Here is a 23,188-nt window from a genome sequence, read left to right as displayed (position 1 = left end):
TATAAAAACCGTTTCGCGCCGCTACCCTCGGGTTTTCTGTGACTTACGCCGCGCTTCACTCACAAAAAACACCTCGCGGAATACATCCTGTATCTAGCAGCAGGCATGCCCACCGTTCTTCATTCTGGTTGTCGACGGGACTGAAGACTCAGCGAAAGGTGTTGCCCCGTCCGCCGGCTTCAGGGGCTGATTGTCTCTTTTGGCAAGTGCGGGGGGAGGTATTGACGCGGCCACTATATAGTCGTAAATCTTTTACCTTGAGGTATTTCGGGCTGGATTCAGAGATAATATAAAGTGAAATTTTATGATTGATTAAAAATTCAATGGTTATTTAAGGATAAGTCAGCGGCCGCAGGCCGGGGTTCGAGATGGCGAAAACCTTCGCGTCTTCAGTCCCGGGCCATAACCTTCCTGGTGGGGAAGAAGGGAGAAAAAGATTCCGGAGGGAACCTGGGAGTTCATCGGCACTTACCGAGGTTTTTTCGAGGTTAGTGTCCGCTATGTACTTCAACGAGCGCAAGCGTTTCCCGAAGGAACTTTTTCTGCCCGGATTCCCCACCCGCGACAACCTGCAAACCGGGACTGAAGACTCACAACCTCACCTCACCATCCCGAACCCCGGCCGTCCCGGCGGCGTTCTCATTATTCAACTTTTCTTTTATGTTCTTCCCAGGCCTCCTTTAGCAGTTCCGGTTTTTCAAATAGACAGAGCGCTGTGAGGGCCAGCACTTTTGCGGCTGTTATCATCCCTTTTTCTCCGATGGAGCACCCGGTCTGGGAGACCATCTGCCAGCTGTGGCCCGGTGTTCCCGCTGCGCAGCAGGCCGTGTAAAGCTGCACGGTGGGAACAAGGTAACTCACATCCCCTACATCGGTACTCACCGGAAGACAGCCGCCGGTTCCCTCATAAGGAACGAGGTTTCCGGAGATTGGTTCCTGCCGTCTTTCTTTTTCATCGCCCACGTCACGAGCTCTCTCTGAGAAAGTACGGCGGAGACGGGCGGCAAGGTCCCTCTCCTCTTCCGTATAGACGGGAAGTTCCACTTTTTTAAGCTGTTCCCAGGCGATCCGGTTCAGGAAGTCGTTGGGGATATAATCGCTGTAACTGTTTCCGTCTTCCATTTCCACTTCCGTATCCGTCATCATCGCCGCTCCGCGGGCCGCACGGAGCAGTCTGTCTTTCAGCTCTTTTGCCTGCTCCCTCTTAGGCGCCCTCACCTCATAGGCGGCCGATGCCCTGGCGGGAATTACATTGGGGGCCGTCCCTCCCGCGTCGGTGATGGCATAGTGGATTCTGGCCTCAGGAATGATGTGTTCCCTCATAAAATTAGCGGCAATGTTGAGGAGTTCCAGGGCATCCAGCGCACTCCGCCCCATATGGGGGCAGGATGAGGCATGGGCGGACTTACCGGTAAAATGGAAACTCATGCACAGATCCGCCAGGGACCCCCTCCCCTCGATTCCGTTAAAATCCATCGGATGCCAGGTCAGCGCAGCGTCCAGTCCCAAAAAGCACCCCGCTTTTGCCATGTGGACTTTTCCGCAGCCTTCCTCCTCGCCGGGACAGCCATAATATCGGACCGTCCCCTTAAGGCCGTGTTCCTCCATATATTCCTTTACCGCCACGGCCGCAGCCAGACAACCGCAGCCGAGAAGATTATGGCCGCAGCCATGGCCGTTTCCACACTTCTCTTCCGGCTCCTTTACGTCAATTCCGGCTCTCTGCGACAGTCCTTCCAGGGCGTCAAATTCCCCCAGAAAACCGATAACGGGACTGCCTTCTCCGAAGCTCCCCACAAACGCGGTGGGGATTCCGGCCAGATTCTTCTCCACGCGGAAACCATTTTCCTGAAGAACCCGGCAGAGCGCCAAAGCAGATCGCTCTTCCTCCATCCCGGTCTCCGCATAATTCCATATCTCCCTGCTGAGTCCTGTAAACTCTTCTTCCCGCCTTTTCGTGAAACCATCTATCCACCGGAGTTTCTGTTCCATCATATTTCACCTTTCCCTGTGTTCTCTCTATATTCCAATCGCCACCGCAATCGTCAGCATGACAGCCTGCAGCACAAACATCATTCCAAAAAGCTTTGCCACAAACTTCAGCCAGCGGTCCATTCCAATTCCCATGACTCCGCAGGTGATAGCCACCGCCGTCGGCCAGAACACGTTGGAGAATGCGTCGCCGAACTGGAAAGCCATAATAGCTATGTAACGGCTCAGGCCCACCAGATCCGCGAGCGGGGCCATAATCGGTATCATTACAACCGCCTGTCCGGTTCCGGATGGGATAAACATGTTTACAATATTCTGCACCGCCAGCATCCCGAAAGCAGACAGGCCGCGCGGAAGACTCTGCACCAGATTTGCCATCCATAAGACAACCGTGTCGATAATTCCTCCCTGTGTCAGAATCACCTCAATTGAGCGGGCAAACCCAATCATCAGCACGGCAAAAATCATTCCTTTGGAGGATTCGATAAAGGCCTCCGCCAGCTCCGTCAAACCCATCCTGTTGGCAAAGCCGGTGATAATCATAAATCCAAGGAACAGCGCAGCCAGCTCCGTCAGGTAAAAGCCGTACTTTGTCACTCCGACGGCCAGCGCGGCAATCAGAATTCCAAAGAGAACCAGCGTCACCTTCTGCCGTCCGGAAAACGGAAGCGCCACCATCTCCTCACGCGACATGGAAACCGCGTCTTCCTTCACTCCATACAGAACGCTCTTCTTCGGATCTTTTTTAATTTTTTCCGCATAGTGCATCAGATAGAGGGTCGTACAGGCCGTAAAAACAACGAGCGTTACACAGCGGAATACCGTCAGCATAGGAGTTGTAATCGGCACTCCCGCAATGCCGCTGGCAATGCCGACATTAAACGGGTTAAAAATAGCCCCGGCGCAGCCCGTCACCGTACCTAATTCCACGATTCCGGCTCCCACCACCCTGTCATATCCCAGGGATAGTGCGATCGCCACAAACAGAGGGATAAATCCCCAGGCCTCCTCATGCATTCCGAATGTCGCCCCGCCAACTGCAAAGAGACAGGTAAAAATAGGAATTAACAGATAATCCTTATCTTTCATCTTCCTGAGAATCGCTCCCACAACCGCATTGAGCGTACCGCTTTTCATCAGAATTCCCACATAGCCGCAGGCAAAGAGAAGGAAAAAGCTGATATCAGCCGAAGCGACAAATCCTTCATAGATGCATTCCAAAAGTCTCCACGGCCCCACCGGATTTGCGGGAATCCTCTCATAGCTGCCCGGAATTACAAGCGCTCTCCCCAGCGCCTCATCCATCTCCCGCTTAAACGCCCCGGAAGGAAGAATCCACGTCAAAACCGCACTTACCACAATGATAAAAAATATAATGATATAAGGATGTGGTATTTTCATTGCTTTCTTTTCTTTCATTTTTGTACCCCCGTTTTATTTTAGTATACTTTTAGTACAGTACCTTATATCAAATATGCTACCACACCGCACAGGTAAAGTCAACGGAAGATATACCGGTAATATTCACAAAAAAACTGCCGCATTTTTATGCAACAGTTCTTAATGTGCTATCTGAAATTTTTCTAAACTCGATGATTTCCCTTGACTCCTCCTGCCCATTCGGTTATATTATTAACCATATTTAATGATCTTTAGTTAACTATTATTTTGAAACAGGAGAGTAATTATGAATTTAAGAAGCAGCCTCAACCGCCTCTACTACAATATGACAATCCACGATATCCGTTTTATCAACCGCTCCGTAACCGGAAATCTGTCCTACAACAGCGTCATGTATCTGGATGTCATTGATTTTCAGGAAAACTGCACCGTCAGTTCCCTGGCCGAGACACTGAGGGTATCAAAACCGGCCGTCACAAAAAAGGTGAATGAACTGATCGAGCTGGGATTTGTGGTAAAGACACAGAGCGAAAAAGACCGGCGCATCCACTATCTGAGCGTCAGTGACGCAATCCGTAAAAATTCGGAGCTCTATGACCGCCCCTTCGAACGCGCCCTCCGCACAATTGAAAAAGAATTCGATAAAGAGCATCTGGATATTCTCTGCCGTATCCTGGATACGTACAGTGAAGAAGTGATGAAAGAGGACGGTGAATAATGGAACATAAAATGTTTGCCACTCTCTCCCCCCTGAAACTGTTTTTCCGCTGCGCCCTACCAAGTATGGCGGGTATGGCGGTGTCATCCCTGTACATGGTGGCCGACGGTATCTTTGTCGGCAAATTCATCGGCGCAGGCGCACTGGCTGCGATTAACCTTGTCATGCCTATCATTATGATTAGCTTTGCATTGTCCGACATGGTGGCCGTCGGCTCCTCCGTCCAGATTTCCATCCGGCTCGGACAGGGAAAAGAGAAAGAGGCCTGCAGCGTTTTCAGTTTCAGCGCCCTCTTTATCGCCGCCATCTCCTGCCTGGTAGGCCTGGCCGGATATTTTGGTGGCGCCTGGGCCGTCAGGCTCATGGGAGCCGGGGCCGATGTCCTTAACGCCGCCGTCGAATACATGCGCGTATATGCCGTTTTCGCCCCGTTTATCATGATTTTCTTTGCGCTTGACAATTACTTAAGAGTCTGCGGGAAGACGATTTACAGCATGGGAATGAATATTTTCATCGCTCTTTCCAATCTGTTTCTCGACTGGCTTTTTATCGTACATTTCCGAATGGGAGTTTCGTCGGCTGCGCTGGCATCCTGTATCAGCCTGACAATCGGAACAGTAATCGGCCTGCTGCCGTTTTTTAGCAGGAAACTTGTTCTGCGTTTTGTCACTCCCCGTATCCCGTGGCACATACTGAGAAACATCATCGGCAACGGCAGCTCGGAATTCTTTTCCAATATTTCCGCCTCCGTCTTCATGGTCATCATGAACACGGTGCTGCTCAAGTTATCCGGCTCAATGGCAGTTGCGGCCTTTTCAATTGTCATGTACATTGATTCCTTTGTCAGCTCCATGCTCTTTGGTATGGTAGACGCCCTGCAGCCCGCCATCAGCTATAATTACGGCGCAAAGAAATACAGCCGGATGTTCGGACTGGAAAAAATCCTGATGACGGCCGGGGCGGTTATCTCCATTTCCGCCATGATATTTATGCTCACGGGAGGCCATCTCATCATCCCGTTTTTTATGGAGGGAGACCAGCCGGAACTGCTTGCTATATCTTCCCGGGCCATGCGGCTTTTCTCCTTCTCCTATCTGGTGAACTGGATCGGGACGGCGGCAAGCTCCTTCTTCACTGCAATGAACCGGCCGGTTATCTCACTGGCTATCTCCTCCGGGCAGACCTTTGTTTTCCCACTGTGCTCCCTCCTTGTCCTCCCCGCTTTTCTGGGGATCGACGGGGTCTGGCTGACGTCACTGTCGGCGGAAATTATGACCGCTCTTCTTGCGTTATCCTTTATGGTGTGGTTCCGGAAAAAATTGGACTGAAAATATCCGCCTCAGACTATGCTGCCAAAAACACCGTAACAATACCGTAATAAAAATACCGGTTAAAATGCCTCAGGCGGATTTGTTTCATCTCCTCCTAAGGCATTTACAACGGCCTACCCTTCTTTCCGCTCATCCATATAGATCATCATCTTCATTACCTTTTCCGGATTCCGGTCCGCAAATTCAAGAGCCTGTGCATACCGGCTGAAAGGAAATCTCTGGCTCACGGTTTTGGAAATTTCAATTTTCCCCTCATAGAGAAGACGGATGGCCGTTTCAAAATCCTCCCGGACATACATCATATGTCCCAGCAGATTGATCTCCCTTCTCTGAATCAGGGGAATTTCAAAGTCCACCGGCTCTTTATAATTTCCCGTCAGGATTATATCGGAATCCGGTCTGGCCGCATGAAGAATCTGTTTAAAAACTGCCGGAACTGCGGCGCAGTCTATAATAACGTCTGCTTTCCTGACTCCGAAGCACTCTTCTACAGCAGTTTTAAGATCCACTGTCTCCGTATTAGCCGTATCGTCCGCTCCGCATACTTTTGCATAGTGAAGACGTTCTTCATTCCTGTCCGCCGCCAATATCCGCTCCGCTCCCGCAGCTTTTGCAGCCTGCAGCACCAGGTTTCCAATGGTCCCCGCCCCGACGACGAGAACATTTCCTCCCCGTATCCTCCGGCTTCTTCCGACGCACCCTACCGCTACCGCCAGCGGTTCGGCCAGCGCCGCTTTCTCCGGTTCCATATCAGAAGGTATATGATGAAGATATTTCTCCTCCACTGCATAATATTCGCAGTTGCATCCGTCCACATGCACTCCCATCACTTTTAAATTCTCGCAGACATTAAAGCGGCCGGTCAGACAGGGATAACAAGTGCCGCACATAATCTGAGGCTCCACGGTAACCTTGTCCCCCTCTTTAAACTGCCTGACACTGGCTCCCGTTTTTACCACGGCAGCCGCCATCTCATGCCCCATCACAACGGGCATTGTAACAGCTTTATGCTTTCCGTGATAAATCTGCATATCACTGCCGCACACGCCAAAGCACAAAATCTTCAGCAAAACCTGCGTTTTTGCAATCTCCGGTATTCTTTCCTCTTCCATCACAATCCTGCATGGCCCGTACAGCCTTGCAGTTTTCATCATTTTATTCCCGGACACGTTCTCCTCCCCATATGATTCGCTATTATCGTTCCTACGCTGTCCTAAACCGCTTATTCCAAATGGCATCCGGCGGCATCCTCTGCCAGTTCCATCGCCCTGTCCACGGATGCTCCGTCGTGGACAATCGCCCGGAGCCCTTTGAGAACCGCGGCCGGATAACTGCTCTGCCAGATATTCCTTCCATAGGTGATTCCGGCCGCCCCGGCATCCATGCCCTGTTTCGTCATTTCAAAACACTCGCGTGTCGTACGGCAAAGCGGTCCTCCCGAGATCACGACTTTAGCAGGTTCTCCCGTCCTTACAATTTCCTCAAAACTCTTCCCGGAGCCGGTCCAGAATGTTTTAATGATGTCAACTCCCAGCTCCAGGGAAACACGGACGGCATATTTGACATTTTCCACGCTGTGGCGCTCCGAATCCGGTATTAAACCTCCGCTAGGATAACTGTGGGTTACCGTGGGCATCCCGAATTTTTCCGCTGTCCTGATAAAGGAGGCTGCCCTCTCTATCTCCTGCCCCTCATATTTACTGCACAGCGTCAGCCCCAGAGCAATAGCATCGGCCCCCAGCGTTACCGCCTCCTCCACCTGCGCAATTCCGGTCTCCTCCGGCGAAAGAAAACGCGTCGCATTAGTACATTTAAGAATCAGAGGGATCTCGCCCGCAAAGCGTTCCATATGGCGGAGCGCTATCCCCTTATGTAAGGTCAGCGAATCCGGTTTTTCTTCCACCAGCGCCTTTAACAGCCCGTCCATATCCTCTATTCCGTTTATAGGTCCGCATCCGAGTCCATGATTGATAGCAACCATCAGAGCCTTACCGTCCCCGCCGAAAATACGTTTCATCCTGGTTGTCTTCCCGACACCTGTAAATGTTGGATTCATAATTTCTCCTTCTTTCTATTACTGATTCCAGCCGTCCCACTGTTCAATCCGTCCCTCCTCGTATGCCTCCATATAGCTTTGAAGCCTGGCTTTGTCCGGCATTGAGTCGGAGCAGCTCTTGCCCGAGATAGTTATGGAGGCTGCCGCTGCCGCAAATTTGAGCGCCTCCGGTATTGTCTCACCTTCTATCAGTTTTGCAATCAATGTCCCGCAGAATGAATCACCGGCTCCCAGCGTTTTGTAGACGTGCGCAGGCATGACGGCGCCGTAGTAAACATCTCCGTCCCGTGTATAGGCGGCCGCTCCGTCTTCTCCCCGCTTCATGCAGACCATCTTTACTCCCCGTTCCAGATAAGTTTCGGCAGAAATCCGGTCGTCCTCATTTCCCGGATTCACAATTTTTTCCAGAATGTCGAATTCTTCCCTGGTGGATACGATAATGTCCGCCATCCCGGCCGCCATATGGTAATAGAGTGAGGTCTCTTCCTCCGAATACCATCCCTCACGCCGGTAATCGGGATCAAATACCACCGTCACGTTATTCCTCTTAGCGTACTCCACGGCCAGCAGCACGGCCTCCCGCGCAGGACTGGCGCACAGTGACGCCCCGGAAACAAGCAGGACTTTAAACTGGCTGATAAAGCTCTCTTTCACCGCATCCATTTTAAGATGGAGATCCGCCGGATCCTGCCTGTAGAAAAAATACTCTATTTTTCCCTTTTCCCTCTGTTCCGCTACGGCCAGACTCTGCCGGATATTCTGCTCCTGTTCCACCGTCATGGCGGATGTGTCGATGCCTTCCTGCTCCAGATAATATTTTACATAAGTTCCGAATTTATCGCCCGAAACATTGCCTATAAAGGCCGTGTCCAGCCCCATCTTTGCCGCCTGCACGGCTGTATTGGTCGGGGAACCGCCCACATGTTTTGTAAATGAAACCACCTCTTCCATCGGGGCAAACTGTTCCGGATACAGATCGACTCCCGAACGGCCGATGGCAACAAGATCCCTGGGCTTGCTCCTGTCAAATAACATTTTGTCCATTCTCTTTTTATCCTCCTCTATACCGCCTGTCCGATTTACGGCGGCCGCTCATCCTATTTAAAAAGCAGCGTCGGCAGCGCCATCGAGATACCCGGCACAAATGTTATCACCAACAAAAGTGCGGATAAAACTAATATAAACGGCAGCATGCATTTCACAATTTTCTCCATCGGCACATCGGACATACCGACCAGCACATAAAGAACCATGCCCACCGGAGGCGTCAAAAGACCAATCATCAGATTCAGAATCATAATAATCCCGAAATGAATCGGATCCACGCCGTAAGAAACCGCTATAGGCAGAAGCACGGGAGCCAGAATCGGAATCGCCGCCGAGTTATCCATAAATGTGCCGACAATCAGCAGCAGCACATTGATTACAATCAGAGCCAGAGCCTTACTCGTCACAAATCCGGTAAATACCGCCGCCATCACTTCCGGGAATTTGGCATAGGTAAGAACCCAGGAAAATAACGCCGACGCCGATACAATCGTCATAACGCTGACCGTTGTCCTGGCCGTATCCATCAAAACACGGGGGATTTCCCGGATTCCGATGGAGCGGTAAGCAAAGCCCAGTATCAGGCTGTAAACCACCGTTGCGCTCGCCGTCTCAGTGGGTGTAAATACGCCGGAAAATGTGCCCGCCAGAATAATCACAGGAGTCATCAGAGGGAAAAACGCCCGCTTGAATGCCCGCCATTTTTCTCCCGCGGAAGCTCTTTTGTCTTTGGCGTAATTGCGTTTCCTGCATGTCATATATACTAAGAAGCACATTGTGCATGCCATCAGAAGCCCCGGCACAACGCCTGCCACAAACAGCCTGCCCACCGATACCTCGGCCGACACGGCAAATATGATGGCCGGTATACTGGGCGGTATGATAGGGCCGATAATCGACGATGCCCCCGTCACGGCGAGACTGAAATCCTCATCGTATCCATGCTGTTTCATTGCCTGCACTTCCACGGCTCCCAGGCCCCCTGCGTCGGCGATAGCGGAACCCGACATTCCGGCAAAGATAACGCTGGCCGCCACATTGGCATAACCCAGCCCGCCGGTCAGATGTCCCAGCATCTTCTGTGCAAAGTAGAAAATACGGTCCGTGATTCCCGAACTGTTCATCACCGCTCCCGCCAGTACAAACAGCGGAACCGCCAGCAGGGAAAACGAGTCCACGCCCGCAATCAGCCGCTGTGGTATCACATTGAGCGGAATCCCATTCGTATAGAGAAACGCGAGGGAGGGGATAAACATGCAGTATACAATGGGAATATTCAACAGGATCATAATGAAAAACATAAGCATAAACATTCCAATAGTCATTTCTCCCCCCTCCTCTCTGCATTGTGCTTTTCCATGCCGTGCCTGTCTGTATCCCGCTTCTTCATGTCATGCTTCATTTTCATGGCGAATGATACCGCGGTCTGAAGTAAGAGGCTCAGAACGCCGATCAGAACGGACACTGCCAGAAATCCCATCGGCATCCGCATGGCCGTCGACCGGATCCTGCTCTGGGCCTCCAGGTATTTCATGATCGGCGGGAGACAGAACAGATACGATGCAAGCACTATTAAATCCGTTATGTATTCCATCCCCCTCTGGATGCCCTGCGGAAGCCGCGATGTTACAAGGGAAACAGAAATATTGTTTTTCGTTCTGACGTTATATCCGAGTCCCAGCATAACAGTCCACACAAACATGTATCTTGCGCACTCCTCACTCCATATGAGGGGACTGTTCAGAACATATCTGAAAAACACCTGGACAATCAGGAGGATGCAGACAATCGCCATTGTAACGGCCATTAAAATCTGATCCAGGTTTCCCACTATTTTTTTCACCTTTCCCATCATCTGTTTCCACTCCTCATTCAAGTATTAAGCGGCTGCATTAATACGCTACGTTCTGGAGTTCCTCGTAAATACCTTCTCCCCATTGCTGTTCAAACTCCTGAATCACGGACTTTGCATTTTCCCTGAAAGCGTCTTTATCCGCCTCGCAGAGTTCCATTCCCTGGGCAAGCAGTTCCTTAAGCAGCGCTTCCTCCTGTCCCACACTCTCCTCACTCAGCTTCACACAGTATGCCTCCACCGTTTCCGTAAGCAAAACGCGCAGGTCTTCCGGAAGAGACTGATAGAAATCTTCATTGATGCATGGGTTAATCATCTGGACAACATGGCCCGTATTACTCAGGTACTTCTGGACTTCAAAGAACTTCGCGGTGGAAATCTGGACCAGTGGATTCTCCTGTCCATCCACTACATTCTGCTGAAGCGCCAGATAGACCTCACTGTATGCCATCGGAGTCGGATTAGCCCCGAACGCCTTAAATTCCGCAATGCTGATCGGCTGATCCGGCACTCTTATCTTGAGGCCCTTTAAATCATCCGGAACCGTCACTTTTTTCTTGGACGTCGTGATAAAACGGCTGCCCAGGTACAGGCTGCCAAGAGGCCTTACCCCGATTGTCTTTGCAGAATCTTCCCAAATCCCCCTGCATACTTCACTCCTGGAAATTGCCTGCATATGGTCATTGTTCTGAATCAGATACGGAGCGTCAAATACAAGAAGCGGCGCATACAGGTTGCCAACCTGGCCAGGCCCCAGGCAGGCCAGAGTCACGGTCCCCATGGAAACTCCGTCCGTTAAATCCTTCTCGCTTCCTAATGTACAGTTATGGTAATTCTTGACGCTAAAACGTCCCCCTGATTTTTCTTCCAGCTCTTTTGCCATCTCGTCCATTCCCTTGGCAAAATAATGTTCCGGAGCCCATACGGTTCCCAGTGTAATCTCATACACCTTTCCGTCGTCCGCCGCCTCTTTCTTCTCCGGCTCCGCCTCTGATGAACCGGCCTGCTCCGTGCTTTCACCCGCGTTCCCGCTTTGAGCCGAACTCTGAGCCGGCTGGCTGTTCCCGGAACCGCCGCACCCAATAGTCGTCCCCGCCAATGCCGTCATTAAAAGAATCGATGCCAAACCCATTTTTCTCATTTTGTAACCTCCTTCTTTATTTACCCCGTTAATAAGATTGTAATCTAATGCTATCACATTGTGGTTAACTTTTCAATATATATTTATTAACTTTTTGTTATTTTATGGTTATAATTTTGATTATACCATCACTTTTTATGTGGATCTTACCATAAATTACCATATTTTCATTATAATACGAATAGACCTGCCAATTCCTGCTCCGCGGATACCTCCGGAGCACTTTTTATATCATAGAAGCACTTTCCAATGATATAGAAAAAGACCCACACCGTATGACCGGTGCAGGCCTCAAACGCTTCAGACTGTTTATTTAATTTTATTCAAACCATTTCGGCTATGTCCCCGGCAAAATGTTTGGATTCCTTTTCACAAAACCGTATCCCGGGATGAGGCGGCTTTCCCTTATTTCTGCTCAATAATTTCAAGGCTCACGCCGTCCGGATCCTGGATAAAGAAAAACCGGGTAGAAGGATTCGGCTGGAAAGGTCCGCTGACAATTTCCACGTCATGCTCCTTCATCTTCTCTATTGCCTGATCCAGGTTTTCCACGGAAAGTCCCAGGGAAGGTCCTCCGGCGCATCCCGTATGTTCCGCATTCTTATCGCAAATCAGCTCAATCTCCGCCGGACCGTCCGCCAGAAACGCAATTTCCGCCTGTGGACCGCCTGGGAACCGGCGCACCAGCTTCATACCAAGCACCGACTCATAAAACCGGATGGAATCCTCCAGATTTTTTACATGAATTGTTGCAAAAATAAACTTCATTCTATCGTCCCTCCCTCTATTGCCAAACGCAGCAGCCCGTTTACTAGTTTACTACACCTGCTGCCGTTTCACTTCGATAATCCGGCCGCCGTTCTCCCTCATAGCACGGGAAATATCCTCCGGCGGAGCGGCGTCTGTAATCAGGCGGTCAATATCCTCCAGCCTGCAGAAACTTTTAATCGTCACGCTGCCAAACTTTGTCTTGTCCACAAGGAGATACCTCTCCTTCGCCCATTCCACGGCAGTGGATTTATAAGCCGTCTCAGACAAAATGGAATTCATGGCGCCAAATTCAACCGTCACGCCGGTAGCGGACAAAAACGCCTTTTTAAAATTAAAATTCCTCAGCATTCTGGCCGTCTGGTCGTCAATCCCGGTAAATGCCATTATATCGCGATCCAGAATTCCTGAAAATACAATCACCTTCAAATTGTTTAAAGGAATTGCTTTCATAATAAAATCCAGGTTATTCGTCACCACCGTGACATTTTTTTTATCATGAAGATAGTCCACAATCCGCCCCGTCGTGGAGCCGGAATCCACAAAGACACTGTCCCCGTCCTCAATAAACTCCGCCGCCCTCCGGGCGATCTGCGCTTTTGCATCTGATTCAAGGGCCATCCTTGCATCGTAACTGCTTTCCGGCAGGGAAGATAAAACGGAACTCACCCCTCCGTATACCTTCTTAAGCGCTCCCGCTTTCACCAGACCGTCCACATCTCTTCTGACCGTATTCTTGGAAATATCAAATCGTTCACAGAGTTCGTCGAGTGAAACACTCCCGTTATCCGCCACATATTTCCTAATCTCTTCGATACGTTTTTCTCTGACCATACAATATACCGAATCCCTTCTACAAAGTTAACAAACACTTCATCAAAATAATACCACTGATTTGGGTATTTTACAACAAGTTTTTATGAAGGGGGGGTGAGTCTTCAGTCCCGGATTTTAGGTTGTCGCGGGGTGGTGAATCCGGGCAGAAAAAGTTCCTGCGGGAAACGCTTGCGCTCTTTGGAGTACATAACGGACACTAACCTCGTGAAGAACCTCGGTAAGTGCCGATGAACTCCAGGTTCCCTCCGGAATCTTTTTCTCCCTTCTTCCCCACAGGCACGTTATGGCCGGGACTGAAGACGCGAAGGTTTTCGCCATCCCATTCCCACGCCTGGAGCCGCTGATCTGTTCTATTTCTTCAAGTGGGATGGGGTATTGTCGCGGCCACTGCGTTCACTTCAGTGGATGAAGTGTTGTCGCAGCCTCTGTGTTCACTCAAGTGGATGAGGTGTTGTCGCGTCCTGTCATAGATATTTGATTTTAATTTTGTAAAGATTCAGCGGTCTTCCCTTATTTCCGATTCTTTTTTGTCCTATTTTTTCCGCATAACCGGACTCGGTTAGAGCGGTTAGAACCCTTGTGGCGATGCGCAGTGAGAAGTCCTGTACCCTGACAAGGTCCGTGGCCGTAAATTCATCCGACTGCTCGGTCTGCATTGCCGCTATTACCCGGTATACGGTCTCTGATGACAGGTGGGATTGGTTCGCGATGTTTTCAACATAAGAGGCCGGAATTCCTGAAGCAGGTTTTTCCACTGTGCTCTTAAGGGGCAGCGAATGGACTTCCTCTTTCTCATCAATGTAGATACACGTATCCTGCCCTAGGCGGCTTCCGTAATCTCTGGCCTGCATTGCGTGGAGCCTGGCCCTGCCCAGCTCATCTCCTGAGCCGATGCTCACAAAGCCGCAGAATCCTGCTTTCTCCTCCAGGTAGCCCGGCAGATCGAAGTTTGTAAACTGCTCCGTCATCTTCTGCACCTGCTCCGTATTCAGATATAATTCCACATCGGTAAAATCATCCTTCATAACCGGCTCCGCCCGGTACATCCTGCAGTATTCCAGGATACTGCCCTTTAACGCCAGCATCTCCAGCTCCTGGTTGGAATTTTTCTTATTTCTCCATCGGGTGATATCGGGACTGATGCGGATAACAGCGGAAATATTGCGGCGCATCTTTTCCAGTCTGATATTTTTTCCGCACAGTTCCAGCGTCTGAATCATCGAATTTCTGCTGGGGTAGGAGTAGTAGCACTTTACATTTTCCCGGCCGAGCGCCTCCACAACACTGTGGAAATAGGTGATGACAAAGTCAAGCTGCCCCTCTCTGCACTGCCTTAAATATTTCTCAACAAGCCGGTTCTCCACCGCCTCCAGTTCCTGCTCCGAAAGACCTACAAAGGAATTTTCAAACTCGGAGACCATCTCCGGCAGGCGGTCCTGCTCCAGCACCGTCTGCAGCATTTTCCCGTCGTCCAGGTAATCAAGGCCAATCCCTGCCGGATCGGTCCCTTCCCGTTTCAGTACCTGCTCCAGGAGAATCCTGTATGTGTTTTCCAGATTGCCGCCAAAGTACGCCTTGACGGAGTAGGGCGGCACGTCAATATCGCGCAGTGCATTAAGCGGCACCGCGCCGCTGGTGATAAACCCGTCGTATTTGTCTTTGTTATCCAGAAAAATCTTTTGGAGCTCTTTCAGTGTGTCATAAGTAAAATAGGTCAGGCTGCAATCCTTCTGCTCATTCCCCAGCTCGTCCCGGCAATATGAGGCAAAATGCTCCTGCAGCAGCAATGCAATTTTATGATTCATCAATTCTGATGAGAGCTTATGCTATACGCGGCATTTAAGAGTGTGCTCTCCCTTTAGCTCTCTTCTCCCTTCCGGCAGCTTTCCTGCACATTGTCATAGAACTTGCCAGTTCTAAAATTTCCCATAATTTTCGTATACATATAGTATAGCATCCATATATCCGATAGACAATACCCCTGCGCCTCTCCCTTATTCCTGCGGAATAAATGAAAAACAGTATATTAGCTTTTTATTTGCAAAATGCTTATACTTAACTGAATCAGGTCCATAATATATATATAACAGTATCTATTTTAACCGGTATCGTTATCTCTGAGTATTCTGAAAGGAACATAAATCTATGATGTTGGGTATTGTCTGTTTTCTGGCCGGCCTTTTATCCGGCTGTATTCTGACCTGTCTGATCGTTGCCGGCAAGAACAAGGGCTGATTCCCCTCTGCGTCCAAAACGGCGCCGGTCCGTCACAGTTCTCCCCAGTTGGAAGGCCGGTTCCCATTAATCTGCTCCGCCAGCTTCTGTACTGTTGCCAGATTGTCTGTGATCGGGATAGACTGCGGGCACCGCTCCATGCACTTGCCGCATTTAACGCAGTTGACGGCTCTTTCCTCCGGCTTTATCTTGGAATAGGCATTGTAAAACTGAAAATTGTCGCGGCCGGCCAGATACTGGTTGTAAGCGGCAAAGATTTTAGGGATATTTACCTCTTTGGGACATTCCCGGCAATAGGCACAGCCGGTGCATGGGATCATTTTATTTTTCATAAAATTCTCGGCCGCCTTCTCAACAGCCTGCTGCTCTCTCCTGTCAAACGGCTTCACTCCAGTCACGGCAGCCGCATTATCATCAATAATATCTTCCGACTCCATCCCGCTTAAGACACAGAGTACGCCCGGTTTCGATGCGGCAAACCGGATCGCCCATGAACCAATGGACGCCTCTGGATGAACCTCCTTCAATGATTTCGCCGCTGATTCCGGCAGGAATATCAGCGCTCCCCCGCGGCTGGGCTCCATCACAACGCAGGGAAGTCCGTGGGATACCAGAATTTCGTACTGGCCCTTCGCATCCTGCATCTCCCAATCCAGATAATTCAGTTGAATCTGGGCAAAATCCCATTGGTGGTCCGTCACTATTTTTTCCAAAAGCTCGGGCGTATCGTGAAATGAAAACCCGAGATGCCTGATTTTCCCCTCTGCCTGGAATTGTTTCAATTTATCAAATACATGGAACTTCTCACAGATTGCATACTTAAGCCGATCGAGGGAATGCACCAGATAGAAATCAAAATACTCCGTCCTGCACCGCTCCAACTGTTCTTGAAAATAACGCTCCGTGTCTCCTTCTTCCTGAATCAGCCAAATCGGCAGCTTATCAGCCAGATAGTAGGTATCTCTCTGATATTTCCCCAATGCCCGTGTCAGAACCTCCTCCGAACGGCCTCCATGATAGGAATAAGCCGTATCAAAATACGTGATTCCCCGGCTGACTGCATGATCGACAAGAGCCTGCACACCTTCCTCTATTACCCTGTCCGGCTGATCATCCAGAACAGGAAACCTCATTCCGCCCAGGCCCAGAAGGGATACCTTTTCCGGGATCGTTTCAAATCTTCTGTACTCCATTTTTTACCTCTCCTTTATCCGATTTTTCTATTAAGTTTGATACAGCAGGTTTTAAGCAGCAAAAAAGCTGCGGCAATCTCCAGATAACAAGTCTGACTTTATTATCCATGATTTGCTGCAGCTTTTCAATACATCCTTCTGCTTTTTAAGCGTCATCTGAGGGAGACGGCGGCCTCCTCTGTGTTCCTATCGATTATTTCCTTTGCTATTGCTGTCATTTCCTCCTGTGTAACCAACTTATTGATATCCATCAGGGAATAAAAAATATCATGATCAAACCATCCCAGATAATTGGCATACTGATTATTGAAATATAACTCTGTTTCCCCATATTTTGTGACAACGGAGTTTTCCGGAGCGGATCGTTCCGATTTGAGCTCAGACGAAAGGCTGACCGTTTTCCCGGTAGTTGAATTTACGTATTTATAATTGATTCCTTTCTTTGGGTTCACAAGATTCCCGCTGGAATCTAAATCATACGATTCAGTTATAGCCCCGGAGGTAAATTTGTAGTCACCTGCAAGCGTATCAGGACTCTTTGGTACAAAGCCGACATCTCTTTGTAATGTTTCAGCATCAGGAATCTGGGAATAATTTGCCCCGTCAGTGACTGAAACTGACGCAACCTTCGTTTTAACCCCCTCCCCCGATGCCGCATAACAGGGAATCGCATTCATTAGTAACACACCTGCGGCTATCAATACCACCGTTTTTTTTAACTTCATATTTACTCTCCTTTCATATCACTTTTCGTGTCTGATTGTTCTAACCGAATTCACCGGCCGGACTTTCATGCCTGCCACGTTTCTTCTATACGCCTATTTTATCAAAAGCTTCTCTAAAAGAACTGGAAAAACAGAACTTAATTTTGCATAATTGTGTATCCACTGACCATGCAAAACTGCATAAGGATAGCCGCAGCGCAAGTAAATGCAGCGTACTTCTTTTTTGATTCCATCTCTGCTATAATTGAACAAATCGGAATTTTGAAGGAGGAAGACAAATGATTATAGACTTTAATGAAATCAAAGAAATCAGGCTACCGGGTATGAATAACGGTACAGGTGAAATGACAGCCAAGATGTTTATGGACGAACATGGAAAAATAATTCCCTGCCATATTCACGTTGGCGGTTCAATCGGTTTACATAAACATGAAACGAGCGATGATATTAACTACATTATTTCCGGAACAGGGAAAGCGGTTTGTGACGGAAAGGAAGAAATTTTAACCCCGGGCATTTGCCATATCTGCCGGAAAGGCTCCGAACATAGCATCATCAATACCGGAAATGCAGATTTATCTATGCTTACTATTGTGGTGGAACGCTAAATTTATCCAGGCAACCTTATAAGCACCCATAAATGTCAAGGCACCGAATCGCTTCGGTGCCTCTTTCTGTATCGTCTTATTCCTCATCCTCCAGCAGATACGGCGTAACCTGATATACATAATAGTTCAGCCAGTTGCTGTACAGAGTATTGGACATATTTCTCCAATTCAGCACAGGAGGAGAGAACGGATCATTATTTTCATAATAATTGCACGGAACTTCCGGGTTCAAATCCTTATTCAGATCCCTGTGGTACTCGTTATTCAGCGTCATCCTGTCGTATTCGGGATGGCCCTGCATAAATATCTGTTTTCCGTCCCGGCTCATCACGAGGAACACGCCCGCTTCTTCCGACTTTGCCAGGATTACAAGCTCACTTTGTTTTGCGATATCCTCCTCCCGCACTTCCGTATGGCGGGAATGAGGGCAGTAAAAATAGTCGTCGAGGCTCCTCACAAGCGGCACCTTGCGATCCAGGACCCTGTGGCGGTATACACCGGACAGCTTGCTCTTCCGTTTGTATTTCGGGATACCGTAATGGTAATACAGTCCGGCCTGGGCCCCCCAGCAGATATGCAGCGTGGACGTCACATGGGTCTTGCTCCACTCCATGATCTTGGTGAGTTCTTCCCAGTAATTGATTTCCTCGTACTCCATATTCTCGACAGGAGCGCCGGTGATAATCATTCCATCGTATTTCTTCCTTTTAATCTCATCAAAGGTAATGTAAAATTTATTTAAATGGCTTGCGGATGTATTCTTTGACGTATGGGAGGCCAGCATCAAAAAGGTGCAGTCCACCTGAAGCGGTGTATTAGACAGGGCGCGCAGGAGCTGGGTTTCCGTGTCCTCCTTAACGGGCATCAGATTCAGGATCAGGATTTCCAGGGGACGGATATCCTGGGTCATGGCTCTCTCCTCATCCATCACAAATATATTCTCAGATTCCAGGATCACTTTAGCCGGAAGATCCTTTTGAATTTTAATCGGCATAAACAGCCACCTCTTTCTCAAAAAAGTCGTTTCTGTACATCATTTTACTGCAGATTGGCCGAAAACTGCACTACAGCTTTCTGGTGTTTTGTATCATATCATATTTTAAACATAATTGCCAGTCCGCCTCATAAAATAGATAGAGAACAGGACAAAAAAGGACTGAATCTATCATGAACGAACCATTTTCTGAGAAGAGCGCAAGACAGGTGATCCAGCAGTCGGGCCAGTTTACCTGCCCGCCGCAGCCTGATACCCTGGTCAGCGCCCAGTCAGTTTTCCCACAGAACAGATTTCCAAACAATCAGAATCCTTATCAGGCAAACTACCAGACAAATTATCAGATGAACCGCACGGGCCGGGCAATGCCTCCGCAGGCACAGCGAACAGAGGAGCGGCAGTCAAATCCTGCGTCAGATGCACCAGGTTCGGGAAAGGCTCCCCATCAGGGAACCCCGGTAACGGCGGAGACGGTCCAGAATGTCAAAAAGCAGGAAAGCAATACACCGCTCCCCCTTCAGGCAGAAAGTATCCACTGTGAAACCCCATCTGCCGAAAATGTCAAAACGGCAAACTGCAGGCCGGATGACTGCAGGCCGGAAAACAGTACCTGTGAGGATTCGGCGCCTGATAACACCGTCTCCCAGCAGAATTATTCACCATCAAATTTACAACGGTGGCAGCAGAACGGACAGGATAAAATGTGCGAAGCCGCCGCCCAGCCTTTACAAAGCTGCGATGTTGCCTACCAGGCCGCCACTCCGTATCCTCCCGCTAAAATTTCCGGGCAGAATTCCCACTACGCGGCCGCCATGCTTGACAATATGGCCGGACAGAATTCGGAGATGTCCGCCGTTGGATTGTATTTCTATGCACATCTGGTGACGACAGGATATAAAGACGTGGCCGAGGCATTCCTCCGCATAAGCATGGTGGAGATGCAGCACCTGAATCTGTTCGGCGAGCTGGCGATGCAGCTGGGTGAAAACCCGCGTCTCTGGTGCCGTCAGCCCCGGAGCGGGAGATACATGTACTGGAACCCGGCCTGCCTGAAGTATCCGCACATACAGCCGCCGGCTCCCGGCTGCCGCATTCCGGAAGCCAATGTCCGCACAATCCTGGCCCAGGCCATCGAAGCGGAGCAGGCAGCCATTCACAAATACATGCAGCAGACGTCCTGGATTCAGGATGTGGGTATCTGCGATATCCTGAGAAGGATTTCCGCGGATGAGCAGATGCATGTGGAGATTTTCAGCCGGCTGTATCATCAGATATAAAATGTGACTCAGGAAAATACATATTTTCAATAAACCGTTTCAGAAATTTCTGTGCCTCCATTGCAAAAGGCGGATGATCCCGGAATATATTTTCCCGGAATCATCCACCTTTTTATTCTTGAACGCCTGCCATTGCAACAAACTCTTCCTCCGAAATAATCGGTATTCCAAGCTCCTTTGCTTTCTTGTTCTTCGATGAATTTGACGTCGTATCGTTGTTAATCAGATAATTCGTCTTTGCGGTCACGCTGCCGGTCACCTTGCCGCCCTGCTGCTCAATCAGCTCCTGCATCTCCTTACGGTTCTTAAAATGCTCCACCGATCCGGTAATGACGAACGTCATTCCTTCAAATACAGCCTCTCCGCTCTCTTCTTCCGCTGTTTCTTCGATGGTCAGCTCGCTCAGCAGATGATCCACAATTTCATTATTCTTCTCACTGCCAAAGAAACTGATCCATGCATCCGCCAGCACGTCTCCGATTCCGTCGATCGCTACAAGCTCTTCTTTTTGCGCATTTCGCATGGCGGTGAAATCATTTTTAAACGTCCGGCAGATCATCTTTGCCCCCGCAAGGCCGATTCCCGTTATTCCCAGGCCGTATATAACGCGCGGCAGGGTAGTTTCCGCCGCTTTTTTGACGGAAGCAATCAGGTTGTCATAGGATTTCTGGCCGAAGCCCTCCATTACGACGATCTCCTGTTCATAGCGGTCCAGGTGGAAAATATCAGCGTACTCATGGATAAAACCCACGCCAATCAGTTTTTCCAGCGTAGCCTCGGAAAGTCCTCCTATATTCAGCGCATCACGGCTGACAAACAAGGTGAAGCTCTTTATTTTTTTGGCCTGACATTCCGGATTGGTACAGTAGAGGGATTTTACATCATTTATCTGCTTAATCTCCGTATCGGCGCCGCAGACCGGGCAGTGCCCCGGTATATCCCTGACGCCGCTCTTTGTCAGGTTGTCTGCTATCTGCGGGATAATCATATTAGCCTTGTAGACGGTAATCCTGTCTCCGGCCCCCAGCTCCAGGGCCTCCATAATGCTGATGTTATGGACGCTGGCGCGGCTGACCGTCGTACCCTCCAGTTCCACCGGCTCAAATACGGCTACCGGGTTAATAAGCCCCGTCCTGGAAGCGCTCCATTCGATATAAGAGAGTGTCGTCTCCTGTATCTCATCCATCCATTTAAATGCAATCGAATCTCTGGGGAACTTGGCCGTCCTGCCGAGGGACTGGCCATATTCAATATCATCGTAAAGCAGCACCAGTCCGTCGGACGGAACATCATTGCCGGAGACAGCCTCCGAAAATTCCCGGACCGTTTCCGCCAGCGTTTCCCCGGTTACTTCCCTGTAGTCCACCACCTCAAATCCCTGGGAACGCAGCCACTCAAACTGCTCTTTTCTGGAATTTTTAAAGTCCGCGCCTTCCGCCTTTACAAGGCTGAAGGCATAGAAACGGACGTTCCTGTGAGCCGTTATTTCATTATTGAGCTGGCGGACCGAACCGCTGCACAGGTTTCTCGGGTTCTTGTATTTCGCGTCCACATCCTCTATCTGGGCGTTGATTTTCTCAAAATCGGAGTATCGTATGACTGCCTCCCCTCTCAGGATCATCTGGCCGGTGAAGCTTATGTTTAAAGGAACATTGGCAAAAACCTTCGCATTGTTGGTAATAACTTCCCCGATCTCGCCGTTGCCCCGTGTTACCGCTTTGACAAGAGTGCCTCCGTCATAGGTAAGCACAATCGTCAGGCCGTCCATCTTCCAGGAAAGGAGCCCTTTCTGTTCTCCCAGCCACTCTTTCAGATCCTCCACGCTTTTTGTCTTGTTCAGGGAAAGCATGGGTTTCTCATGGCGCTCTTTCGGCAGGGATCCGACCACTTCATAGCCGACATTCTGGGTCGGGCTGTTTGCAAACCGGATTCCCGTCTCCTGCTCCAGAGATACAAGTTCGTCGTAGAGCTTATCGTATTCAAAGTTACTCATGATTTCCCGGCTCTCCTGGTAATAAGCGCGCCCCGCCTCCGAAAGAATCTCTACCAGTTCACGGATTCTTGCTGTCTTATGTTCAATTGATGATGTCTGCTCTGCCATATATAATGCCTTTCTTTGTTTACGGTTCTTATTTTAATCTGCTTCTCCCTGTCCCAGGATACGGTTCAGTTCGTCCCATTCCTCTCCGGTTATTTTGCGTGATTCTCCTGTCCTTAAATTGCCCAGTTTCATGTTCATAATACGGATTCTCTTTAAAGTTTTCACATGAAAGCCAAGAGCCTCGCACATTCTGCGTATCTGCCGGTTCAGGCCCTGCGTCAAAATGATGCGGAACGAACACTCCCCCGTCTTCTCCACCTCGCAGGGTTTAGTGCATGTGTCGAGTATCTCCACTCCCCGGCTCATTTTCTCTATAAAATCTTTCGTAACAGGCTTGTCCACCGTCACAAGGTATTCTTTTTCATGGCCGTATCTGCTTCTTAAGATCCGGTTGACCAGTTCTCCCTGGTTGGTCATCAGAAGAAGTCCTTCGGAATCCTTATCGAGACGGCCGATGGGATAAATGCGGACCGGATATTTCAGAAACTCCACAATGTTTTCCGCCCTGTCCTTATCGGAGGTGGTACAGACAATTCCTCTCGGTTTATTTACCGCAAGAAGGACCGGTCTGTCTTTTCCCCTCACCGTCTTTCCATCCACAGTAACCGTCTGGGACGGCAATACCTTCATTCCCGTCGCCGCCGTCATTCCATCCACAGTCACCTTACCGGCCTCAATCAGCCGGTCCGCCTCCCGCCTGGAGCAGACGCCGGATTCACTCAGATACTTGTTCAGGCGGATTTCTCCCGTTTCTCTCTGCACATCTTTCTGCGTTTCTTTCCGCACTTCTCTCTGTACTTCTTTCTGCACATCTTTCCGCACTTCTCTCTGTACTTCTTTCTGCACATCTTTCCGTACTTCCCTCTGTGCTTCTTTCCGTACTTTTATATCTTTTCTCTTTTCCACGCCGTT

20 protein-coding genes are annotated in these 23,188 nt (G+C 49.5%); 4 read left to right on the top strand and 16 right to left on the bottom strand.

Translation table 11 applies throughout. The features are described from left to right. Window positions 1–642: 642 nt before the first annotated feature. Window positions 643–1,995 carry an amidohydrolase gene (locus EJL91_RS24250; protein ID WP_125144557.1) on the bottom strand — a complete coding sequence of 451 codons (1,353 nt, stop codon included), beginning with the start codon at window positions 1,993–1,995 and terminating at the stop codon, window positions 643–645. 24 nt (window positions 1,996–2,019) lie between these two features. Then, window positions 2,020–3,411, bottom strand: coding sequence for a YfcC family protein (locus tag EJL91_RS24245; protein WP_125144556.1), 1,392 nt, complete (start codon window positions 3,409–3,411; stop codon window positions 2,020–2,022). A 268-nt stretch (window positions 3,412–3,679) separates the two neighbouring features. Between EJL91_RS24245 and EJL91_RS24240 the strand changes: the two genes are divergently transcribed. Beyond that, entirely contained in the window at window positions 3,680–4,111 is a 432-nt protein-coding gene (locus EJL91_RS24240; RefSeq protein WP_125144555.1) for a MarR family winged helix-turn-helix transcriptional regulator, read from the top strand. Further along, the gene (locus EJL91_RS24235) at window positions 4,111–5,439 is read left to right on the top strand and encodes an MATE family efflux transporter (protein WP_125144554.1); all 1,329 of its coding nucleotides are present in this window, start codon (window positions 4,111–4,113) and stop codon (window positions 5,437–5,439) included. The genes EJL91_RS24240 and EJL91_RS24235 overlap by 1 nt, the downstream gene beginning before the upstream one ends. A 116-nt stretch (window positions 5,440–5,555) precedes the next feature. On the opposite strand, the gene EJL91_RS24230 is transcribed toward EJL91_RS24235, so the two are convergent. From EJL91_RS24230 to EJL91_RS24180, 11 genes are all read right to left on the bottom strand, one after another. Then, window positions 5,556–6,680 (bottom strand): zinc-dependent alcohol dehydrogenase, encoded by a 1,125-nt coding sequence (locus EJL91_RS24230; RefSeq protein WP_125144553.1) that lies wholly within the window; start codon window positions 6,678–6,680, stop codon window positions 5,556–5,558. Next, window positions 6,665–7,498: a class I fructose-bisphosphate aldolase gene (locus tag EJL91_RS24225; protein WP_125144552.1), complete on the bottom strand. Its 834-nt coding sequence runs from the start codon at window positions 7,496–7,498 to the stop codon at window positions 6,665–6,667. Before EJL91_RS24225 ends, EJL91_RS24230 begins: the two co-directional genes overlap by 16 nt. Before the next feature lie 18 nt (window positions 7,499–7,516). Beyond that, window positions 7,517–8,542 (bottom strand): 5-dehydro-2-deoxygluconokinase, encoded by a 1,026-nt coding sequence (gene iolC, locus EJL91_RS24220; RefSeq protein ID WP_125144551.1) that lies wholly within the window; start codon window positions 8,540–8,542, stop codon window positions 7,517–7,519. A 53-nt stretch (window positions 8,543–8,595) separates the two neighbouring features. Continuing rightward, window positions 8,596–9,870: a TRAP transporter large permease gene (locus EJL91_RS24215; protein WP_125144550.1), complete on the bottom strand. Its 1,275-nt coding sequence runs from the start codon at window positions 9,868–9,870 to the stop codon at window positions 8,596–8,598. After that, complete coding sequence (locus EJL91_RS24210) at window positions 9,867–10,400, bottom strand: TRAP transporter small permease (RefSeq protein ID WP_125144549.1); 534 nt, start codon at window positions 10,398–10,400, stop codon at window positions 9,867–9,869. Before EJL91_RS24210 ends, EJL91_RS24215 begins: the two co-directional genes overlap by 4 nt. A gap of 37 nt (window positions 10,401–10,437) precedes the next feature. Next, complete coding sequence (locus EJL91_RS24205) at window positions 10,438–11,538, bottom strand: sialic acid TRAP transporter substrate-binding protein SiaP (RefSeq protein WP_125144548.1); 1,101 nt, start codon at window positions 11,536–11,538, stop codon at window positions 10,438–10,440. Between the two features lie 405 nt (window positions 11,539–11,943). Further along, entirely contained in the window at window positions 11,944–12,258 is a 315-nt protein-coding gene (locus EJL91_RS24200; RefSeq protein ID WP_423243466.1) for a VOC family protein, read from the bottom strand. Window positions 12,259–12,357: 99 nt separating this feature from the next. After that, window positions 12,358–13,140 carry a DeoR/GlpR family DNA-binding transcription regulator gene (locus EJL91_RS24195; protein ID WP_125144546.1) on the bottom strand — a complete coding sequence of 261 codons (783 nt, stop codon included), beginning with the start codon at window positions 13,138–13,140 and terminating at the stop codon, window positions 12,358–12,360. Window positions 13,141–13,607: 467 nt separating this feature from the next. Continuing rightward, complete coding sequence (locus EJL91_RS24190) at window positions 13,608–14,948, bottom strand: hypothetical protein (protein WP_125144545.1); 1,341 nt, start codon at window positions 14,946–14,948, stop codon at window positions 13,608–13,610. A 462-nt stretch (window positions 14,949–15,410) separates the two neighbouring features. Then, a complete protein-coding gene (locus EJL91_RS24185; protein ID WP_125144544.1) occupies window positions 15,411–16,571 on the bottom strand; it encodes an aldo/keto reductase in 1,161 nt (386 codons plus the stop codon). A gap of 152 nt (window positions 16,572–16,723) precedes the next feature. After that, window positions 16,724–17,296 carry a hypothetical protein gene (locus EJL91_RS24180; protein ID WP_125144543.1) on the bottom strand — a complete coding sequence of 191 codons (573 nt, stop codon included), beginning with the start codon at window positions 17,294–17,296 and terminating at the stop codon, window positions 16,724–16,726. A gap of 278 nt (window positions 17,297–17,574) precedes the next feature. Here EJL91_RS24180 and EJL91_RS24175 point away from each other — a divergent pair, with 278 nt between their 5' ends. Then, the gene (locus EJL91_RS24175) at window positions 17,575–17,904 is read left to right on the top strand and encodes a cupin domain-containing protein (RefSeq protein WP_125144542.1); all 330 of its coding nucleotides are present in this window, start codon (window positions 17,575–17,577) and stop codon (window positions 17,902–17,904) included. A 76-nt stretch (window positions 17,905–17,980) separates the two neighbouring features. On the opposite strand, the gene metA is transcribed toward EJL91_RS24175, so the two are convergent. Next, a complete protein-coding gene (gene metA / locus EJL91_RS24170) occupies window positions 17,981–18,898 on the bottom strand; it encodes a homoserine O-acetyltransferase MetA (protein ID WP_125144541.1) in 918 nt (305 codons plus the stop codon). 173 nt (window positions 18,899–19,071) lie between these two features. Between metA and EJL91_RS25070 the strand changes: the two genes are divergently transcribed. Next, a complete protein-coding gene (locus EJL91_RS25070; RefSeq protein WP_243125555.1) occupies window positions 19,072–20,175 on the top strand; it encodes a ferritin-like domain-containing protein in 1,104 nt (367 codons plus the stop codon). Window positions 20,176–20,287: 112 nt separating this feature from the next. Here the strand turns inward: EJL91_RS25070 and ligA are convergent, their stop codons facing one another. Both ligA and EJL91_RS24155 read right to left on the bottom strand, forming a co-directional pair. Beyond that, on the bottom strand, window positions 20,288–22,276 hold the full coding sequence (gene ligA, locus EJL91_RS24160) for an NAD-dependent DNA ligase LigA (protein ID WP_125144540.1): 1,989 nt from the start codon (window positions 22,274–22,276) through the stop codon (window positions 20,288–20,290). A 33-nt stretch (window positions 22,277–22,309) separates the two neighbouring features. After that, on the bottom strand, window positions 22,310–23,182 hold the full coding sequence (locus EJL91_RS24155) for a pseudouridine synthase (RefSeq protein ID WP_423243465.1): 873 nt from the start codon (window positions 23,180–23,182) through the stop codon (window positions 22,310–22,312). Window positions 23,183–23,188: the final 6 nt, after the last annotated feature.

Source organism: Clostridium transplantifaecale, from assembly GCF_900626075.1.
Taxonomy (GTDB): Bacteria; Bacillota; Clostridia; order Lachnospirales; family Lachnospiraceae; genus Otoolea; species Otoolea transplantifaecalis.
This window is presented reverse-complemented; position numbering and strand designations above follow the sequence as displayed.